Origin of the sequence: Actinoplanes sp. NPDC000266, assembly GCF_042899005.1 — a bacterium.
Lineage (GTDB): Bacteria > Actinomycetota > Actinomycetes > Mycobacteriales > Micromonosporaceae > Actinoplanes.
In genome coordinates this window covers 515,670-533,643 of record NZ_JBIAZI010000007.1, presented here as the reverse complement: position 1 = coordinate 533,643, position 17,974 = coordinate 515,670, and the positions used below count along the sequence as shown (strand labels likewise).

Sequence of the window (17,974 nt, the reverse complement as noted above, 5' to 3'; positions counted from 1 at the left end):
CCAGGTTGCTTCCCGGTTCCGCTGCTTCATCCGCGCTCCGGCTCCCCGATCTGACTGGCGACAGCCGATCGAAAGAAGGAGCCACCTCTTGAAGCGTTTCGTCCGCCGCGCCGTCGTCACCGCCGCCCTCGCCGCCATCCCGACGCTGTTCGGCGCCCCGGCTTTCGCGGCCGCCCAGGCCGCGCCGACGACCCCCGCCGCGTACGAGGCCGAGGTCGTCAAGCTCACGAACGCCCAGCGGGTCAAGAACGGCTGCAAGAGCCTCCGCACCGACGCCCGCCTGACCACCGCCGCCCGCGCCCACAGCACCGACATGGTCAAGAAGAGCTTCTTCAGCCACACCGGCTCGGACGGCAGCAACTTCGTGACCCGCGAGGTCCGCGCCGGCTACCCGCGCAACGGCGCCGCCGCCGAGAACATCGCCTGGGGCTACCGCACCCCGCAGCAGGTCGTCACTGGCTGGATGAACAGCTCGGGCCACCGCAAGAACATCCTGAACTGCGCGAACACCGCGGTCGGGGTCGGCGTGGCCTACACGTCGGGCGGCGCACCGTACTGGACGCAGGACTTCGGCCGCGTCTGATTTTGCCGATACAGCCCGAAAGGTACCTAACCCCCGGTTAGCGTGCTGATGTGCCTTGGGCTGCGTTTTCCCGGTGGATGGCGGTCATCATGATGGCCGCCGTCCTGTACGTCGTCGGAGCCGCCGATCCATTGGACCAGCGTCCGGTGGGCGCCGCGCAGAGCACCTGCGCCTCCCCGGTAGCGCTCCGCAACGGCGACTTCGAGTCCCCACTGATCGCCGACGGCTCGGTCGCCGCCGTGCCTCTCCCCGGCTGGGAGGGCGGCCAGGCACTGTTGCGCCACGACGACGGCCAGCACGCCGAGCTCACCACCGGCACGATCCACCAGGACGTGACCACCACCCCTGGCCAGACTCTGCACTGGGAGCTACGCCACCGCGGCGGCACCCTGACCGTCCTGGCCGGCTCAGCCACAGGCCACCTCGAGCAGCAGGGCGACGTCATCAGCGGCGACCGGGCCGCCTGGGCCACGTACGCCGGCGCCTACACGGTCCCCGAGGGCCAGACCACCACGCGTTTCGCCTTGCGCGCCACCGGCCCCACCGCGATCGACGCCGTCGCCTTCGGCACCCCCGCCTGCCTGGTCACCACGACCACCGTCAGCAAGTCGAAGGCCAAGGTCAAGGACCGTCTGTCGTACGTCGTCACGACGCGCAACGCGGGCGGCAACCCGGCTCGGTCCACGACCATCACGAACGCCCCCTCCGCCATCGAGGTCGGCATCCTGCGCCCGGGCGAGAGCCACACCCGGACGTACGAGGTCCGCGTGGCCCCCGACAACGCCGGCACCACGCTCCGCACGAGGACGACCGCCGAATACGCGACCACCTTGACCGGCTCGGGCGACAGACTGACCTCGACCTCGAACACGGTAGGCACCGAGATCGCCCCCGCCGCGGATCTCACGGTCGACGCCACCTCCGAAGCCGGCCCCGTGACGACGTACGAGATCACCACCGGCAACAAAGGCCCCAGCCCCGCCGAGTCGGCCCAGGTGACCGCCGCCCTCCCCGACGGAGCCACCGCCGTCTCGGCCACCTCTCCCGGCGGCACGTGCGCCGTCACCAGCACCACCGCCGAGTGCTCCTACCCCACCCTGCCGCCGGGCGAGTCCCGAACGATGACCGTCACCGCCGTCGACTCCCACGACGACGTCACGGTGACCGCATCCAGCACCACCGACGAGTTGACCCCACGCGACAACGTGATCGGCTTCGAACCTTCCCCGGCGGACACGCCACCGGCCGACCGCCCCTTGAACCTCACGGTCACCACCAGCACCCCACGCGTCGCGCGCGACGGAACAGCGAGCTTCCAGGCGACCGTACGCAACGACACCGACGCCCCGGCGGCCGCGACCGTCCGTGTCCGGCCAGCCTCCGGTCTGGCCATCACCGCGGGCACGCCCGACGTGGGCGCCTACAGCGACGGCACGTGGACGGTCCCCGAAATCCCACCGGGCGCGGCGGCGCATCTGGACCTGACCGCCACCGCCCTGATCTCCGGCCCGCTGTCGTTGACCGTTTCGACGGAGGACAAGGAGAAGAAGGCCACCATCACGGCCAGCCACGACAGCACCTCATTGGCCATCGCGGTCGAGGGCCCACGCTCTCCCGCCGCCGCCGGTGACACGGTTCCGTTCCGCTACCGCCTGACCAACGACGGCACGGAGCCCTTGGACCAGATCATCGTCACGGACACTTTGTCGGGCCCGGCCAATTGCCCTGCTCCCACGCTCGCGCCGACCGCCACCATGCTGTGCGACGCGCCGTCGTACACAGTGACCCAGGACGACGTGGACGCCGGCGCCCCCCTGACCAACATCGTGACCGCCGAGGCGTACGCCACCGAGCCTTTGTTCTTCGGTCCGATCACCGCCGACCTACCCATCGTGACCGCCGCCCCATCGCTGACCGTGACCGCAGAGGCCACCGCCTACCGCATCCGTAACAGCGGCAACCAAACCCTGAGCGACATCCGCCTGGGAAGAGCCCTCTGTGGCGTCACCACGTTGGCCCCCGGCGCTTCCACGACCTGCGCTCCCTCCACATCCACCGAGCGCGTGTACGCCTACGGCACCGCCCCCGGCGCCATCACCGCGACAGCTTTCGGCCCGTTCACCCTCGCAGCCCGGCCTGACACGACACAGCCCGACACGACACAGCCCGACACCACACAGCCCGGTCCCGCTCAGCCCGGTCCCGCTCAGCCCGGTCCCGCTCAGCCCGGTCCCGCTCAGCCCGGTCCCGCTCAGCCCGGTCCCGCTCAGCCCGGTCCCGCCCAGCCCGGTCCCGCCCAGCCCGGTCCCGCCCAGCCCGGTCCCGCCCAGCCCGGTCCCGCCCAGCCCGGTCCCGCCCAGCCAAACGCCGGCAGCCCCGGCAACGGGAGCGGCTCCGCACAGTCGGACGCCACCAATTCCGGCACCACGCAGCCCAACGCCGCCGGACCAGGCGCTACCCCGCAGAACACCACCGCGCGGCAGAACGCTCCCGGTCCCAGCACCGCGCAGCTGGGCGCCACCGGCTTGGGCGTCACCCAGCCGCCTCCCGCAGGTCCGGCCGTCCCCGCGCCATTGGCGACCACAGCCGTCCCCGCCCGAGGCGCGCTCCCACAGCTCAGCACCCCAGCGACCCCGGACCCTTCAGTGCCGAACCCAACCCCAACGGTCATCACCCCGCCACCGGCCATAGTCCCCACCCGCGAGCAGTACTGGGCCGACCCCATCCCCGACCCGGTCCCGTTCAGCGGCAGCCCATTGGCCACCGCCAGCGTCCTGGGCTTGGCTCTACTGGCAGGCGGCTTGATCGTCCTAGCCTCACTGCGAGGCCGCTGGTGGCCCCGAAGGCCCGGAAAAAGCTGATACACGGTGTTCGCGGTCAATCCGTCGGAGGCGGCCCGGCATCGCGAACGTCTCGGGCTCTCCGGAGCCGAAAGCGACACGCGGCCCCGCAACAGCTGCGGCACAAAAGGCCACCGCGATCCGGCAAGCGCTGCGCGGCGAACAACTCCGGCAACCGACCGTGGTCGCCGACGCACCCCATCACCCGGCTCCCACGCCGACTACCAGCAACAACGCCGCCCTACGCCAACGGACTCGTCGGAATCCCGCGCGGCTCCGCAAAGCCAGCACTCACTACGCCCAACCCTGGGGTACCTCCCTACGGGCCTCCGTTCTACCACCAAATGTGGCGCAAAAACGCGAGGTCAGACGGCCCCTGTGGACAGTCCCGCGGCCTGTGGACAACCCCCGCGATCAAGCGGCAACGGCCTAGGCTTGCGGTTCGCCGGAGTCCTCGTCCATGACCGGCTTGGTGATCGGCTCGCGGCTCGGCTTGGCACTGGTCAGAAAGACGAGCGCGAAGATCAGGCCCACGACGGCGAGCGGAATGCCGGCGAACAGGAGGATGCCCTCAAGATCAGTCACCCGTGCAAAGGTACGCCCCAAGCCAACGACCGACCCGAACCAACAACGACCGAGCAGCACGCCACCGACAGCGGCCAAGCGGGCTAAGCGGGCCGGACAGAACCGAGCGGGCGGACAGAACCGAGTCGGCCAACGACTGCGGGCAACGCCGGGCGAAGTGGGGCTGGGCCGAGTCGGGCGGGCTGGGCCGAGTCGGGCGGGCCAGGCCGGGTAGGGCCAGCCCAGCAGGCCAAGCTCAGCACGCCCGATGGATCCGGTCGGTTCGTTGCGCGCCGAACCGGATGGGAGCGGTCGATTCAGGCCCATCGGGTCGGCGGGAGTAGCCGGTTCAGGCCCGTCGGGCTGGTTAAGCAGTCGGTTCACGGCGCTGCGGGCCAGAAGCGAGCAGCCTGGCGGGCACGGCCGCCCACGTGGAAGGAGCCGGCTTGGGCTCGGCGGAAGCAGCAGAGGTTGGGCGCGGCGGGACCGAAGGAGGCCGGACGGGACCGAAGCAGGCCGAGCGGGACCGAAGCAGCCGGGCGGAATCGGAGCAGGCCGAGCGGAACCGAAGCAGCCGGGCGGAATCGGAGCGGGCCGGGCGGGGCCGAAGCGCGACCTGCCGGCGCGAGGCTTGATGGGCCAAAAGGGCCGGAACGAAACGGCGGGCCGGACGGATCCAGGCGGGGGCGGGCCGTTCTATGTCGCGGATCCGACGAGGGGATTCACCCGAAGGAGCTTCGCGTTTGCTGGATCGAAATAGCAACTGTGCAGAGTAAGGGCGCCGCGACTCCCGGTGAGCGGAGCCGCGGGCCCCATTGCTGAGAAGTTGACTTTGCGTAGGCACTTCCCATCGGTCCGTGCCTATGGTTAGTCTCTAGCCTCAGGAATTGATGTCGAACTCGCCTTCCTTGGCTGAGTCCACAAAGGCGGTCCACTCCGCCTGGGTGAACAGGAGCGCAGGACCGGAGCGGTCCTTGCTGTCCCTGACGGCGACGCTCGTGTCGAGGAAGGCGACTTCGACACAGTTGTTGCCACCGTTGCCATTACTACGGCTGGCCTTGCGCCAGGTGGCGTGGGCGAGCTGGGCGGCATCGGCGAGCTGGTGCGTGAGCAATTCAAGCACCCCCCTTCGGATATGCGGTTGTCTCGGGGAGCCCTAGGCGACGAGCAGGCTCTCGATCATCTTGATGGTCATGCGATGGTCGAGCGCCATAGCGCTCAATCGCTCGAACTCTTGTCGGTAACGGGCAACCTCGGATGGTTGCTCTTCGTAGTAGTCTCCCGCAAGACCTTCAAGATAGACAACATCCAAATGGGTGGTCTCCCGGAACTCCAAAAGGGCTGCTGATCCGCCGAGGAACGTGTGTTCGCCGGCGTGGAACGGCAGAATCCTCAACGTCACATTCGGTAATTGAGCGGCCTCGATTAGGTGCCGAAGCTGCTCATTCATGACGCGAGGGCCGCCGACCATGCGGCGGACCACCGACTCGTCGATGACGACCTCGAGCTCCAGCGGGCGGTCGGCCCGCAGCCGGCCCTGCCGGGTCAGGCGCAACTTCACACGGCGGTCGATGTGCTGGGGTGTGTCGTTGGTGCGGCCGGCCTCCATCAGTGAGCGCATGTACGACTCGGTCTGCAGCAGCCCGGGCACCAGCACCGGCTCCCAGCAGCGCATCGAGGCGGCCGCGGCCTCCAGGCCGACGAAGTTGCCGGGGCGCATGATGTCCCGGTAGTCCGTCCACCACGTGCGCTCGCGCGAGAGGCGGGCCAGCTCCACCATCGCGTCGCGGTACTCCTGGTCGCCCACGCCGTACAGCGTCAGGAGGTCCTTCACGTCGCGCGGGGTCACGGCGACGCGCGCGGTCTCGATCCGCGTCACCTTGGCGGCGTGCCACTCGAAATGACGCGACACATTTTCTTGCGTCAATCCGGCGGCCTCGCGGCACCGTTTCAGCTCCGCCCCCAGACGACGACGGCGCAGCGTGGGTCCTTCATCAACGGACACCTGGACTCCCTCGGTCCTGATGAGCCGATAGTACGGCCGCCGTGCTGGTGATCCAAACAAGGAGGACTCCACAAAAAGTCTAGTACTTCTTGTCATGACCTTGCTGTCGGGTACATGATGCGGAGCACATCGAGTCATACCTTTCTGCACACAGAGTGATCTTCACGAGCAAAAGCAGACAAGACCCACACATCAAGACGTTGTCTAAGGGGCGTGGCGGCGTGTTGGCTGACCAGTACTTCCTGATCGCACACGAGGACCGCACCGGCCGGTCCCGTCTCCATCCACGCGCAACCGGCCTGGGCCTGGCCGCCGCTCTTCTCGGCGAGCTGGTCCTCGAAGGACGGATCGGCATCACCGACGGAGATCTGGTCATCCTCGACCGGCATCCTCCGACGGACGCGCTCGCACACGACATCCTCGACCTTCTCATCGCACAACCACAACACCGGGACGTACGCGTGTGGCTGGCCTTCCTCTCGCAGGACGCGGCCATCCGGGTCGGCGAGCGGCTGTCGCGCCTCGGCGCGGTCGAAGCCGTGACCCGTCGCCGCATGCTCTCCACCGAGACCTTGTACATGCCGAACACCGCGGCCCAGCGCAACGCGGCCGCCTGGGCTCCGGCCCGGCTGGCCAACCTGCTCGTGCGCGGCATCGGCATGAGCACCAGCGACCGGGTGCTCATCGGACTGGTGGCGGCCACCGGCCTCACCAGACACGTGCTCTACGACTTCGAGATGCACCGGCACGCGTTCCATTCGCTGCCGAGTGCGGTCGGGTCACTGCCGGGCGACCTTCGGGAGCTCGTTGAGATCACCGAGACCTCCGTGGGCTCGGTGCTGACCGTCGGCCGACGGTGAGCGGCGTCGGGCGCCATCACCTCCGGCCTAACAATCACGACCATTGGGCCGGGAGGATGTTGATGGAGCGTACGAAACCCGCAGAGCCGGACATCGTCACACAGGCGCTGGCCAAGAACCGGTTGGGCATTCCGTCTGTGGTGTTCTTCGGCGTCGCGGGAGCCGCACCGCTCACCGTGATCATCGGGTCCATCACCACGATCTACGCGATCATCGGGAGCACCGCCGTCCCGATCGCGTACGTGGTGGTGGCGGGGCTGCTGTCCCTGTTCACCGTCGGATTCGTCGCCATGAGCCGGCACATCGTGAACACGGGCGCCTTCTACTCGTACATCAGTCACGGTTTAGGCAGGATGGTCGGCGTCGGCGCCGCCTTCGTCGCCCTGCCCGCCTACTCACTCATGCAGATCGGCCTCTTCGGGCTCTTCGGCTCGGCTGCCTCCGGCATCCTCGCGGCTCTGGGATTCTCCGTTCCCTGGTACGCCTGCGCGGTCGGAGCCTGGGCCGCGGTGACCGTGCTCGGCCTCCTGTGGGTCGACCTGAGCGGCAGGGTCCTGGCGGTCCTGCTGGTGCTGGAGATCGGCATCGTGCTCATCTACGACCTCGTGATGGTCGGCAACCCGGCGAACGGCGAGATCACCTTCTCGCAGTTCTCGCCGGCGCCGCTGGCCACCCCGGTCGTCGGCGTGCTGCTGGTGCTGGCCATCGCCGGCTTCGTCGGCTTCGAGGCGACCGTGGTGCTCTCCGAGGAGGCCAAGGACCCGAAGCGCACGATCGCCCGCGCCACCCACATCGCGGTGCTGCTGGCCGGCATCCTGTGCGCCATCTCGGCCTGGGCCATGTCGGTGAACACCGGCCCCGATCAGATCGCGGCCAAGGCCGCCGAGCACCGCACCGACCTGGTCTTCACCCTGGTCGGGCCCCATCTGCCCAAGGTCATGGTCGACCTCGGCTACATCCTCTTCCTGACCAGTGTCTTCGCGGCTCTGCTGGCCTTCCACGCCGCCGTGTCGCGCTATCAGTTCGCACTCGGCCGCGAGGGCGTCCTTCCGGCGGCGTGGGGTCGCACCCACCCGCGTACGGGCGCTCCGCTCCTCGGCTCCATCACCCAGAGCGTGCTGGCGATCATCGTGCTCAGCGCGTACGCCCTGGCCGGCGCCGACCCGCTGGTCTACGTGTTCGCGTGGCTCACGACGATCGGCGGGCTCGGCGTCCTCATCCTCATGTGGGCCGCGTCGGCCGCGGTCATCGCGTTCTTCGTGCACAAGCGGCGAGGGGAGAACATCTGGCGCGCATACTTCGCCCCCGGACTGGCGTTCCTGCTGCTCACGGTCGTGCTGGCGGCAACCTGCATCGGCTTCGGTGAGCTTCTGCAGGTCTCCGGCGACTCGCCGTTCCAGTGGCTCATCCCGGTCTGCTACCTGGCCGTGGGCCTCGTCGGCATCGTCTGGGCCCTGATCATGCGGGCGGCCCGCCCCGAGGTGTACGCGGCGATCGGCCGCGGCTCCGACAACCGGTCCAGTGTGGCCGCCGAGACCCAGGCCCTCATGCGCTCGCTGCACGCCGACCCGGTCGGCGCCCGCGGCGGCTACCCCTACTGAACAGCCACCGGCCCTTCCCCTGAAACAAACGAGAGGAAGTCATGACCTACGCGATTCAGGAACTGGTGATCCGCGACGTCGCACCCGTGGACGTCGAGGAGATCACCGGCCTCGTCGCCGCGGCGATGTGGGACGGGCCGGTGGCCCGCTGGCTGCACCCCGGCGCCGAGGTGCGCCGGCGCGACAGCCCGCGCTACTTCGAGATCTTCGTCGAGCACGCCGTCCGGTACGGCGAGGTGTACGCCACCTCGGACTACGACACCGGCCGCGTCTCCGGAGTGGCGCTGTGGTTTCCCCTGACCGCCATGATCCCGCCGCCGCTCGACTATGAGCAGCGTATGAAGGAGGTGACCGGACCGGCGTACGACCGAAGCTGTGAATTGGACGCGGCGATCGAGGCGCGCCATCCCACCGATCCCCACCACTATCTGGCTTTCCTGGCCGTCCATCCGGAGAACCAGGGCCGTGGGATCGGCAGTGCGCTCCTCGACCGCCATCACGCCAGACTCGACGAGGCCGGCATTCCCGCGTATCTGGAGGCGAACGACCCGCGTAACCGGGACCTTTACCTCCGGCACGGATACCGGATCCGGTCAGTCATCGAGCTTCCCGGCGGACCACCGCTGTGGTCCATGTGGAGGTTGCCTATGAACTGACAGTGGTGCCCCCTGCCGAGCTGCTACGCGGCTGCCGGAAACTCGTAGAGCCAGTACGACTGCTGGTCGATCCGGGTGAACTTCATGTTGTCCGAGAGCCGGCTGACCATCATCCGGAACACTCGGGACATGCGGCGAACCTCGTCGTTGTGGTTGCAGATGTCCAAGCACACGAGCCCGTTCTGGGCCGAGGCGATGTGGTACATCTGCTCGACCAGTTGGGAAAAGGCTTCACGACCCTGGGCATGCGGACTCACGGCGACGAATCCGATGTACCAGATCTTCCGGGCCGCGTAGTGCTCCGGCCAATGCCGTTCGAAGTACTGGGGAGCGATCAACGGAACCGCGTTGAGATCGTTCGTGTAGGTGGCGACGCCGCACATCGTGCCATCGTCGTCGAGGGCCAGATACTTGCCCACGCGTGCGTCCGCCATTACCTCGTCGAACTCCGACTTGTACATCAGGTGACGCTGGACTGCGAGGTGATTCAACTCCTCGAAGGCGTCCGTGTACATGGTCCACATCGCCTGGTTCTGCTCTGCATCGGTGATCTGGTCGATGACTTTGATAAGCATGTTCGGCTCCCCCGCAGGCCGCCGCCAGGTCGGCCCGCTTGTCGCACTCATCTTGATCGATGATCTGTGCTCATCACTGTACGAAGAGTGAGCGCGTCATGACAATGCGTGTGCGCCGATTGAATGTGCCAATTCATCTACCGGATGCCCTCCGTGCCCGTTTTGGTGTGCAACTTGCAATCACCGGCACGAAATCGCCCTCGATCCAGCAGGCGGTTATGGCCTTCGAGTACTACGCACGTTGCGCATTACTCCTGGTCCAGGCCCCGATTACCGCTCGAAAACCACGCTGTTCAATTCTCCGATGCGGAAAGGTCATTGATCTCCGTCATTGGAGATCAACGGCCACAAGGACCCACTCTACGCGCCACGGTCCACATTACGTACCGTTAGGAGAAGGCCGTCGAGACTGCTCGGCGCCACCTCGTGGAGCACGATCGACGTCGAGGTCCGCACCACGCCCGGCGTCGCGACGATCAGATTGGTGATGCGGTAGAGGTCGGCCGTGTCCCGGGCCACGACCCGCACCAGCAGGTCGCCGTCGCCGGTGGTGGCCAGGATCTCGACCACCTCGGGGATGCGGGCCACCTGCTGCGCCGCCCGGTCACCCTCGCGCTGGCTCAGCGACAGGGTCATGAAGGCCATCAGCGGATAGCCCAGGGCGGCCGGGTCGAGCCGCCGGGAGTAGGCGCCCAGCGCGCCCGACTCGCGCATCCGGCGCAGCCGGGCCTGGACGGTGTTGCGGGACATGTTCAGCCGGTCGGCCAGGGCCACGACGGTGGCGTCGGGATCCTCGTCCAGGGCGAGCAGGATCCGCGCGTCGGTGGCGTCCAAGATTCGCATCGTGCGCAATCCTTCCCCATGTCGGCCGCTCGGGCTGAGCAGAACGCACAAGCAGGAGACATCACATTGTGCAGGATGCGCAACAGGCACAAGGCTCGTCCTCATGATCGACTATGCCTCCACGGTGACCGTCGCCGCGTACCTGGGCGAGCGGCTCCGTCAGGCCGGCGTGTCCCACCTGTTCGGCGTGCCCGGCGACTTCAACCTCAACCTGCTCGACGGCCTGGCCGAGGTGCCCGGGCTGCGCTGGACCGGGTCGCCCAACGAGCTCGGCGCCGGATACGCCGCCGACGCGTACGCCCGTAGCCGCGGCCTGGCCGCGCTCATCACCACGTACGGGGTGGGCGAGCTGAGCGCGATCAACGCGGTGGCCGGCAGCGCCGCCGAGGACGCGCCCGTGCTGCACATCGTCGGTTCGCCGCGCACCGGCACGGTCGCGGCCGGCGCGCTGGTCCACCACACACTGGCCGACGGGGATTTCGGGCACTTCCACCGGGCGTACGCCGAAATGAGCGTGACCACCGAGGTGCTGACGGCGGACCGCGCGGGCGAACAGATCGACGCGGTCGTCATGGCGGCGCGCCGCGAACGCAAGCCGGCCTATCTGAGCGTGCCGCAGGATCTGGCGCTCCACCGAATTGCGGCGGCGCCCCTGCGCGAGCCTCTCAAGATCATTTCAGATCCGATTGCCGTACGGGCGTTCAGCGCGGCCGTCGAAGAGGTGGTGACCGGGGCCGAGCGACCGGTGCTGGTCGTCGGCCAGCTGGCGGCGCGCTACCGGCTCGGTCCGCGGATCGCCGGGCTCGGCCTGCCGATGGTCACCCAGCTGGCGGCCAAGGGCGTGATCGACGAGGGAACACCGCTTCACCGCGGCGACTACGCGGGCACGATGCTCGACGCGGCCCCGGCCGCGGCCGTCGACGAGGCGGACGTGGTGGTGCACCTGGGCTCGGTACAGACGGCCGAGCTGACCGGCTTCTTCTCGGCCCGCCCGATCGACGACCGAACGGTGTGGACCTCGGCCACCGCCTCCGGGGTGGGCGGCCATCGCTTCGAGAACGTCCTGTTCCCGGACGCGGTGGAAGCCGTCGTGGCAGCACTCGCCGCCGCGTCTCTGCCCTCGCGGATCATCTCCACCGACGGCAGCGTCCCGAGCGCGGCCGGCCTCCCTGACGGGGGCGCTGTCCCCGGCGCGGGCACTGTCCCTGGCGCGGGCACTGTCCCTGGCGCGGGCACTGTCCCTGGCGCGGGCACTGTCCCTGGCGCGGGCACTGTCCCTGGCGCGGCCGGTCTCGCTGACGCGGCCGGTCTCACTGATGGGGCCGGTCTCACTGACGCGGTCGGCGATGAGCTGACGCAGGCTGGGCTGTGGCGGGCGCTGGAGGAGTGGCTGCCCGAGCACATGGCGCTGATCGCGGACACCGGCACCGCCTATTGGGGCGCCCTGTCGCTGCGACTGCCGGCCGACACGACGTTCGTGGGACAGCCGATCTGGAACTCCATCGGCTGGGCCCTGCCCGCCGTGCTCGGCCAGGGCCTGGCCGACCCGGACCGCCGCCCCGTGCTGGTGATCGGCGACGGCGCGGCCCAGATGACCATTCAGGAGCTGGGCACGATCGCCGCCGCCGGCCTTCGCCCGGTGATCCTGCTGCTGAACAACCGCGGCTACACGATCGAGCGCGCGTTGCAGAGCCCGCAGGCCGCCTACAACGACGTGACGCCGTGGAACTGGCGCGCCCTGGTCGCCGGCCTGACCGGCCCGGAGACCGACTATCACCACGCGGCGACGCCGACCGAGCTCGACAAGGCCCTGCGCGGCGCGGCCGACCACCCGGACCGGCTGGCTTTCATCGAGGTGCAGCTCGACGCGTACGACACTCCCCCGCTCCTGCGCCGCCTGGCCGAACGGGCAACGGCCGCCGCGAAGGGCGCCGCCTAGGACCGGACCAGACTGGGGGCCGGCTCGACCGAAGGCGCCGGCCCCGGCAGTCTTTCATTCCTTTTCCCGTACGCCATCACGACCGCCACCAGGGCCGCAACCACCAGAGCCCCGGCCGCGACAACCAGAACACGCACCCACCGGCGCCTACGCCGAGCCCCTTCCGGCCCCCGATAAGCCTCAACGGCCGTCCCCGCCGAGCCCGCACCCACCGGAGGCGTCCCCCAAGCTGCGGCTTCTCCGGCATCCGTCGCGGCTCCCGAAGCGGGAGAACCTGCCCAGCCGGAACCACTCCCGTGCCCGGAGCCGCCCCGCTGCGCAGTCGCACCTTCTTGCGTCGGAACGCCATCCGGCGAAGCAACACCGCCCCGCCCCGAACCACCACCATGCCCGGATGCACTCCCCCGAGCGGCAGCGCGACCCTGCGCCGAATTGTCGCCTTGCGGAGAAATGTCGCCTTGCGCGGGAACGTCGCCGTGCGCGGACAAGTCGCCCGGCACCGCAACACCACCCAGCCCGGACGCGCCACCTGGGCCGCCGCTCTGCCTGGGAACCCCACCCCCCGAGGCGGAAGCGCCCGCCGCGCCAGCGCCATCCCCCGACGCCGGCCCCACGCCCGTTTGAGGTGACTTTTCTGGATAAGGCCGGGCGTTCTCGCGGCGCGAGGCCGGTGCCGGCGTGTGCAAGTTCGCGGGCAGGTCGCTTGGCTCGGCCGGGCGCGGAGCGTCATAGGCGCCGGTGTTCTGCGCGCCCGCGCTGCCCTCCCCCACAGCCGCACCCGCCCGGCTCGTCTGTGCCGCCGGGCCTGTTCGGAACGGGCCGGCGTTCTCGACGTACGGCTCGCGGCCGTCGCCCCTCGCGCTCTCCACCGCGGCCAGAAACGCCTCCGCCGTGCGCGGCGGCCGGGACAGCAACGCCCGCACCGCCGGCGGCGGGTCCGGGAACAACACCGCGATCAGCGCGCCCACCGCCTGCATGTCCGGCACCGCCACCGGAAATCCGACGTCCGGCACCGCTGACGTCGCCGGCGCCAGGTCGCGGAGCATCGCCCGCCCCTCCGCCGACACCAGGACGTTCGCCGGTTTGAGCGCTCCGTGCGGCCGCCTCCGATGGTGCACCGCGGTCAGCGCCCTCAGCACATCCACCGCGATCCGCCACGCCCGGGCCGGCGGGATCGGGCCCCGCCTCAACAGCTCCGCCAGCGACCCCTGCTGCAACTCTGTCGCCAGCCACGGCGGGTCGCCGGCCAGGTCGGCCCAGAGGAGGCGGACGACGTTCGGGTGTTCGGACAGTTCGTAGTGCACCCGGCACGTCTCGTCGAACGCCCTCTGGGTGGCCGGCGCGAACGGCCGCCGCCACCTCTTCAGGGCCACCACGATGCCGAACGTGCGGTTGCGGGCGCGGAACACCTCGGCCGCCGCCGACTCGCCCAGCTTCGCCCCGAGCTCGAAGTCGGCGAGCGCCTGCCGCGGGTGGGCACGCTCGAAATCGCTCATGCCGGGCCACGGGAAAGTGAAGGAAACATGGGTGCGCCTTCGCGAAGGGCGATGGGGACACCCCAGGGTGGGTGCTGATCGGGAGCTGACACCCCGTACGGTCAAATGCCCGTCACTTGATTCCCCCAAAAGTAAGAGGGGTCAGAAAGTGAGCGGGCCGTCGCGGCGCTCGATGACCGGAAAGACGCTCGAGTACGTCTGCCAGGACGGCCGGGCCGGCTTCGCGCTCATCGCCAGCACCCGGGCCAGGCCCTGAAGGGCGTCCCTCAGGGCCTGGTGCAGCAGCGGATCGGCCACGAAGCCGTAGCGGTCGACCGCCTCGGGGGCGAGCGGGATGCGGATGCAGGCCGCCCGCAGGATCTTGGCGTTGGCGTGGGTGAGCACGGCCTCCAGGGTGGCGCGGGCGAGGTCGTCCTCGCCCGCGTGGGCCACCGAGAGCCAGGCGGCCGGCTTGCCGTCGAGGAGGTTCTCGTCGACCAGCCAGTCGAGCAGGTTCTTCAGACTGCCGGGGATCGACCCCGCGTACTCGGGCGTGCTGAACAGCACCGCGTCGGCGATGCGCACCTGGTGACGCAGCAGGACGACGGTGTCGTGCGGGGTCTGCTCGCCCTCCACGAACGCCGGCAGGCCGCGCAGACCCTCGAACAGGCCGGCGTTGATGTCCTCCGGGGCGAGATGAGCGGCGGTACGCAGCGCGGCGTTGTGCAGGGACTCATCGCGGGTGCTGCCCGAGATCAGCAGGATGCGCGTCATGCCGCAGACGATAGAGCTTGCGGGTTACGCCACGAAGATCAGGCTGATTTCTTGCCGCGGGCCGGACGGTCGTACACCTTGGGCTTGGCGTCCTTGCTGTTGACCACGCCGTCGCCGTCGGCGTCCTCGTCGCCGTCCTTGATCCCGTCGCCGTCGGTGTCGGCCGACCGCGGGTTGAGGCCCAGCATCCGCTCGGTCTTGTTGATCAGCCCGTCGGCGTCCGGATCCGACTTGGCGTCGTTGCTCCTCGGGTTGAGCTTCTTGCTGACCTCGTAACCGTCGGGCAGCGTGTCCCCGTCCGTGTCGGCGTCGTCCGCGCTGGTGCCGGCCTTGTACTCGGCCAGGTTGGTCAGCCCGTCCGCGTCCTTGTCACCGGCCGCGTCCTTCTTACGGGTGTTGAGCCCGTTGGCCTTCTCGTACGCGTCCGGCATCGCGTCCCGGTCCGTGTCCTTGGCGGCCTGGACCGCCGGGGGCTTGGCCTTGTGACTCGGGGCGGCCAGGGCCGTACCGGACATCGACAGGGCCGTCATCGAGGCAACAACCGTGACGGCGGCAAGTCGGCGCTTCATGGGGGGTCCTTCCGGAGGGCGTTCGGTAGTGACTGGGTTCGGCCGCCGGAGCGAGAATCTGAGCACTTCCACCGACCCGAAGGAGACCGGCGATGACCGACGTGGCGACGTTCCTCGACACGATCGACGACGACCAGCGCCAACGCGACGCCCGCCTGCTCGTCGCCCTGATGGCCGAGGTGACCGGCGAACCGCCGGCCATGTGGGGCTCGGCCATCATCGGCTTCGGCTCACGCCACTACCGCTACGACTCGGGCCGGGAGGGCGACGTGGCCGCGATCGGCTTCTCGCCGCGGAAGGGGCAGACCTCGATCTACCTGACCGGCTATCTGGAGGCGTACGAGGACCTGCTCGAGAAGTTGGGCCCTCACAAGACCGGCAAGGGCTGTCTCTATCTCAAGCGGGTCGACCAGGCCGACCAGGAGTCGTTGCGGCAGATCGTGGCCCGCTCGTACGAGCAAGCTCGTCCCTGACCCGCGTCAGGGCGACGCCGAGCAGGTTGAGGCCGCGCCACTGCTTCGGGTCCCGCGCCCGCGGGTCGTCGCGGCTCAGGCCGATGCCCCAGACGCGGTCGAGCGGGCTGGCCTCGACCAGCACCCGGTCGCCGGTGGTGAGCAGGAAGTCGCGCAGGTCGTCGTGGGCGCCGAACTTGGCGAGGTTGCCGGCGACGACGATCGGCAGACGCTGGTCGTTCCAGGTCTGCTGCTCGAAGCCGGTGACGCGCCCGCCGAGCTTCTTCGCCGCGTGCGGATGGTCGGCGGCGAGGATCCGCCCGGCCATCTCCTGGTCGCCGAAGAGAACGGCCTTGCTCCACATCATGTAGTGCTCGGCCGTGGCGAACCGCACCCCGTCCACCTCGAACGGCGACGGCCACCACTGGCTCAGGCACCCCGCGCCGGGACGGCCGTCGGCCTCGGGCTGGTGCCCCCAGAAGAACAGGTACTTCGCCATGGCCAGCAGTCTGCCGGTCGGCCGATCACCGCGCCATCAAGTATTCGCGCAGCTCGGCCGGGCCGGCGAGCCAGCCTCTGTCCGCGTACTCGAGGATGCGCAGCATCTCGCCCGGGACGAGGTCGTACGAGGTGGCGCCGGTCTCGGGAATCCGCTCGTGCGGCGGCACAGGCACCGGGACGGGATGCAACGGGATCGGAGTCCTCAAGGCCTTCAGGACGGTCAGAAAGACCCGGGGCAGGTGGTACGGCGTGACCACGAGCCCGAGATCCCCGATGCCCAGTTCGGCGGCCCGGGTCGCGATCCAGGCGGCCTGCAGTCCCGTGTCGGGGGCGGGTTCGGCCTGGACGCGCACCCCCTCGAGGCGGCGCAGGCCCAGGGTCCGCAGATAATCGGAAGAGAGTTCGGTGTACGTCTGCTCGGCCGGGTTCCCGTTGGCGATGAGCAGGTGGCGGGTCCGCGGCGACGTCTCCCAGAGGTGGATCGCGTGCCGGAGGCGCCACTCCTCACCTTGCCCGATCGGCACCGCGAGAGCGTCCGGCTCCCGCGGGGCGGGCGAGGTCAGGATGGCGATGACCGAGGCCATCAGGTCGAGCAGGCGGTCGTCGGTCTCGATCACCCGGTCCATGGTCAGATCTTGAGCGGGCCGGCGACGTCCAGCTGCCCGTGCTCTATCAGCCAGCGCACCGATTCCAGCACCGCGTCCTCGGGCTCGTGCTGCGGCGCGTAGCCGAGCAGCGCGTGCGCCTTGTCGATGCTGAAGTAGTGGTTCCGCACGAGATGTTCCCAGCTGGCCTGTGCGGCTTCGGCTTCGGTGGTACGCCGGAACGCCTCCCACGTCACGGTGCGAAGCTCCGCCGTCTGACCGAACCACGACGCGGCGATCTGAGCGAAGCCGCGCACGTTCAGGGCCGAGGGCGCGACCACGTTGAAGTCCTCGCCGGCGGCCGCCTCCCGCCGCGCGACGGCGGCCTCGAAGGCCTGCGCCACATCGTCGGCGTGCACGTGGTGCATGAACTCGGCGCCGATGCCCGGAATCTCCAGCGGCTCCCCGCTCGACAGCTTGCGCCACACGTCCGGGTCGAGGTTGCCGAGCGGCCCGACCGGATGCCAGCCCGGCCCCACGATGTGCCCCGGATGCAGCGACGTCGTGACCAGCCCGCCCCGGCGCGACTCCTCCTGGAGCATCCGCGCGATGGCGGCCTTGCCGACCCCGTACTCCCCGATCGGCGGCGCCCCGTTCTCCTCGGTGATCGGAATCTTCAGGCTCGGCCCGAACCGCCAGATCGACCCGCAGTGCACGAGGTGCCCGGTCTCACCGCGAAGCCGCTCGACCAGCGCCGTGGCCGACTCGAGCGTGAAGCAGATGAGATCGACGACCACATCGGGCCGCAGCCCCACGACCCGCTCGGCGAAAGTGCCGTCCCGGTCCTCGGCCTCCCGGTCGGCGGCCACATGACGCACCTGCGCCCAGGCCGGGTCGTCCACATAGCGGCTCCGCTGCCCCCGGCTGATATTGACCACCTCATGCCCGGCCCGCACCAGCCGCGGCACGAGAAACGTGCCGATGTGCCCACTGCCACCGATGACAACGATCCGCATGCCGTCACCATAAGTCCCCGGACGCCCCTTGACGATGCACAGGGACTTCCGGGCATCCACGTCGCGCCTTCGGATCCCCTGGGACCACCTTAATCGAGCGACATCTCGGTCCAGGCGGGCCGGGTGGGAACGCGCGG

The 17,974-nt window shown here is 69.4% G+C and carries 18 protein-coding genes; 7 read left to right on the top strand and 11 right to left on the bottom strand.

Annotated features, from left to right (window positions below; all coding sequences use genetic code 11):
• The first annotated feature begins 88 nt into the window (after positions 1-88).
• Both ACFY36_RS30060 and ACFY36_RS30055 read left to right on the top strand, forming a co-directional pair.
• Positions 89-583, top strand: coding sequence for a CAP domain-containing protein (locus ACFY36_RS30060; RefSeq protein ID WP_499749248.1), 495 nt, complete (start codon positions 89-91; stop codon positions 581-583).
• A gap of 50 nt (positions 584-633) precedes the next feature.
• Entirely contained in the window at positions 634-3,444 is a 2,811-nt protein-coding gene (locus ACFY36_RS30055) for a CLIPPER-2 domain-containing protein (RefSeq protein ID WP_499749247.1), read from the top strand.
• A 408-nt stretch (positions 3,445-3,852) separates the two neighbouring features.
• Here the strand turns inward: ACFY36_RS30055 and ACFY36_RS30050 are convergent, their stop codons facing one another.
• The 3 genes from ACFY36_RS30050 to ACFY36_RS30040 all read right to left on the bottom strand — a co-directional run bounded on the left by ACFY36_RS30050 (position 3,853) and on the right by ACFY36_RS30040 (position 5,992).
• Positions 3,853-4,008, bottom strand: a complete 156-nt coding sequence (locus ACFY36_RS30050; protein WP_499749246.1) for a hypothetical protein — start codon at positions 4,006-4,008, stop codon at positions 3,853-3,855.
• A gap of 859 nt (positions 4,009-4,867) precedes the next feature.
• Positions 4,868-5,101 carry a DUF397 domain-containing protein gene (locus ACFY36_RS30045; protein WP_498701172.1) on the bottom strand — a complete coding sequence of 78 codons (234 nt, stop codon included), beginning with the start codon at positions 5,099-5,101 and terminating at the stop codon, positions 4,868-4,870.
• 42 nt (positions 5,102-5,143) lie between these two features.
• Positions 5,144-5,992, bottom strand: a complete 849-nt coding sequence (locus ACFY36_RS30040) for a helix-turn-helix domain-containing protein (protein ID WP_499749245.1) — start codon at positions 5,990-5,992, stop codon at positions 5,144-5,146.
• Between the two features lie 221 nt (positions 5,993-6,213).
• Between ACFY36_RS30040 and ACFY36_RS30035 the strand changes: the two genes are divergently transcribed.
• From ACFY36_RS30035 to ACFY36_RS30025, 3 genes are all read left to right on the top strand, one after another.
• On the top strand, positions 6,214-6,852 hold the full coding sequence (locus tag ACFY36_RS30035; RefSeq protein WP_097322305.1) for a GOLPH3/VPS74 family protein: 639 nt from the start codon (positions 6,214-6,216) through the stop codon (positions 6,850-6,852).
• Between the two features lie 62 nt (positions 6,853-6,914).
• Complete coding sequence (locus tag ACFY36_RS30030) at positions 6,915-8,453, top strand: APC family permease (RefSeq protein WP_499749244.1); 1,539 nt, start codon at positions 6,915-6,917, stop codon at positions 8,451-8,453.
• A 41-nt stretch (positions 8,454-8,494) separates the two neighbouring features.
• Complete coding sequence (locus ACFY36_RS30025) at positions 8,495-9,109, top strand: GNAT family N-acetyltransferase (RefSeq protein WP_499749243.1); 615 nt, start codon at positions 8,495-8,497, stop codon at positions 9,107-9,109.
• Positions 9,110-9,132: 23 nt separating this feature from the next.
• Here the strand turns inward: ACFY36_RS30025 and ACFY36_RS30020 are convergent, their stop codons facing one another.
• Both ACFY36_RS30020 and ACFY36_RS30015 read right to left on the bottom strand, forming a co-directional pair.
• Complete coding sequence (locus tag ACFY36_RS30020; RefSeq protein WP_498654484.1) at positions 9,133-9,684, bottom strand: GNAT family N-acetyltransferase; 552 nt, start codon at positions 9,682-9,684, stop codon at positions 9,133-9,135.
• Between the two features lie 360 nt (positions 9,685-10,044).
• Positions 10,045-10,527, bottom strand: a complete 483-nt coding sequence (locus ACFY36_RS30015) for an Lrp/AsnC family transcriptional regulator (RefSeq protein ID WP_499749242.1) — start codon at positions 10,525-10,527, stop codon at positions 10,045-10,047.
• 103 nt (positions 10,528-10,630) lie between these two features.
• Here ACFY36_RS30015 and ACFY36_RS30010 point away from each other — a divergent pair, with 103 nt between their 5' ends.
• Positions 10,631-12,466, top strand: a complete 1,836-nt coding sequence (locus ACFY36_RS30010; RefSeq protein WP_499749241.1) for an alpha-keto acid decarboxylase family protein — start codon at positions 10,631-10,633, stop codon at positions 12,464-12,466.
• Here ACFY36_RS30010 and ACFY36_RS30005 read toward each other — a convergent pair.
• From ACFY36_RS30005 to ACFY36_RS29995, 3 genes are all read right to left on the bottom strand, one after another.
• Positions 12,463-13,962, bottom strand: a complete 1,500-nt coding sequence (locus ACFY36_RS30005) for a protein kinase domain-containing protein (protein ID WP_499749240.1) — start codon at positions 13,960-13,962, stop codon at positions 12,463-12,465. The genes ACFY36_RS30010 and ACFY36_RS30005 overlap by 4 nt on opposite strands.
• A gap of 141 nt (positions 13,963-14,103) precedes the next feature.
• A complete protein-coding gene (locus ACFY36_RS30000) occupies positions 14,104-14,715 on the bottom strand; it encodes an NADPH-dependent FMN reductase (RefSeq protein ID WP_499749239.1) in 612 nt (203 codons plus the stop codon).
• A 38-nt stretch (positions 14,716-14,753) separates the two neighbouring features.
• A complete protein-coding gene (locus tag ACFY36_RS29995; RefSeq protein WP_499749238.1) occupies positions 14,754-15,284 on the bottom strand; it encodes a hypothetical protein in 531 nt (176 codons plus the stop codon).
• 92 nt (positions 15,285-15,376) lie between these two features.
• Between ACFY36_RS29995 and ACFY36_RS29990 the strand changes: the two genes are divergently transcribed.
• Complete coding sequence (locus ACFY36_RS29990; protein ID WP_499749237.1) at positions 15,377-15,757, top strand: DUF1801 domain-containing protein; 381 nt, start codon at positions 15,377-15,379, stop codon at positions 15,755-15,757.
• Here the strand turns inward: ACFY36_RS29990 and ybiA are convergent.
• The 3 genes from ybiA to ACFY36_RS29975 are packed head-to-tail and all read right to left on the bottom strand — an operon-like array spanning position 15,681 to position 17,837.
• On the bottom strand, positions 15,681-16,235 hold the full coding sequence (gene ybiA, locus ACFY36_RS29985; RefSeq protein WP_499749236.1) for a riboflavin biosynthesis intermediates N-glycosidase: 555 nt from the start codon (positions 16,233-16,235) through the stop codon (positions 15,681-15,683). The two genes, ACFY36_RS29990 and ybiA, sit on opposite strands and share 77 nt — an antisense overlap.
• A gap of 25 nt (positions 16,236-16,260) precedes the next feature.
• Positions 16,261-16,863, bottom strand: coding sequence for a YdcF family protein (locus ACFY36_RS29980; protein ID WP_499749235.1), 603 nt, complete (start codon positions 16,861-16,863; stop codon positions 16,261-16,263).
• Between the two features lie 2 nt (positions 16,864-16,865).
• A complete protein-coding gene (locus ACFY36_RS29975; RefSeq protein ID WP_499749234.1) occupies positions 16,866-17,837 on the bottom strand; it encodes an NAD-dependent epimerase/dehydratase family protein in 972 nt (323 codons plus the stop codon).
• Between the last annotated feature and the right edge of the window lie 137 nt (positions 17,838-17,974).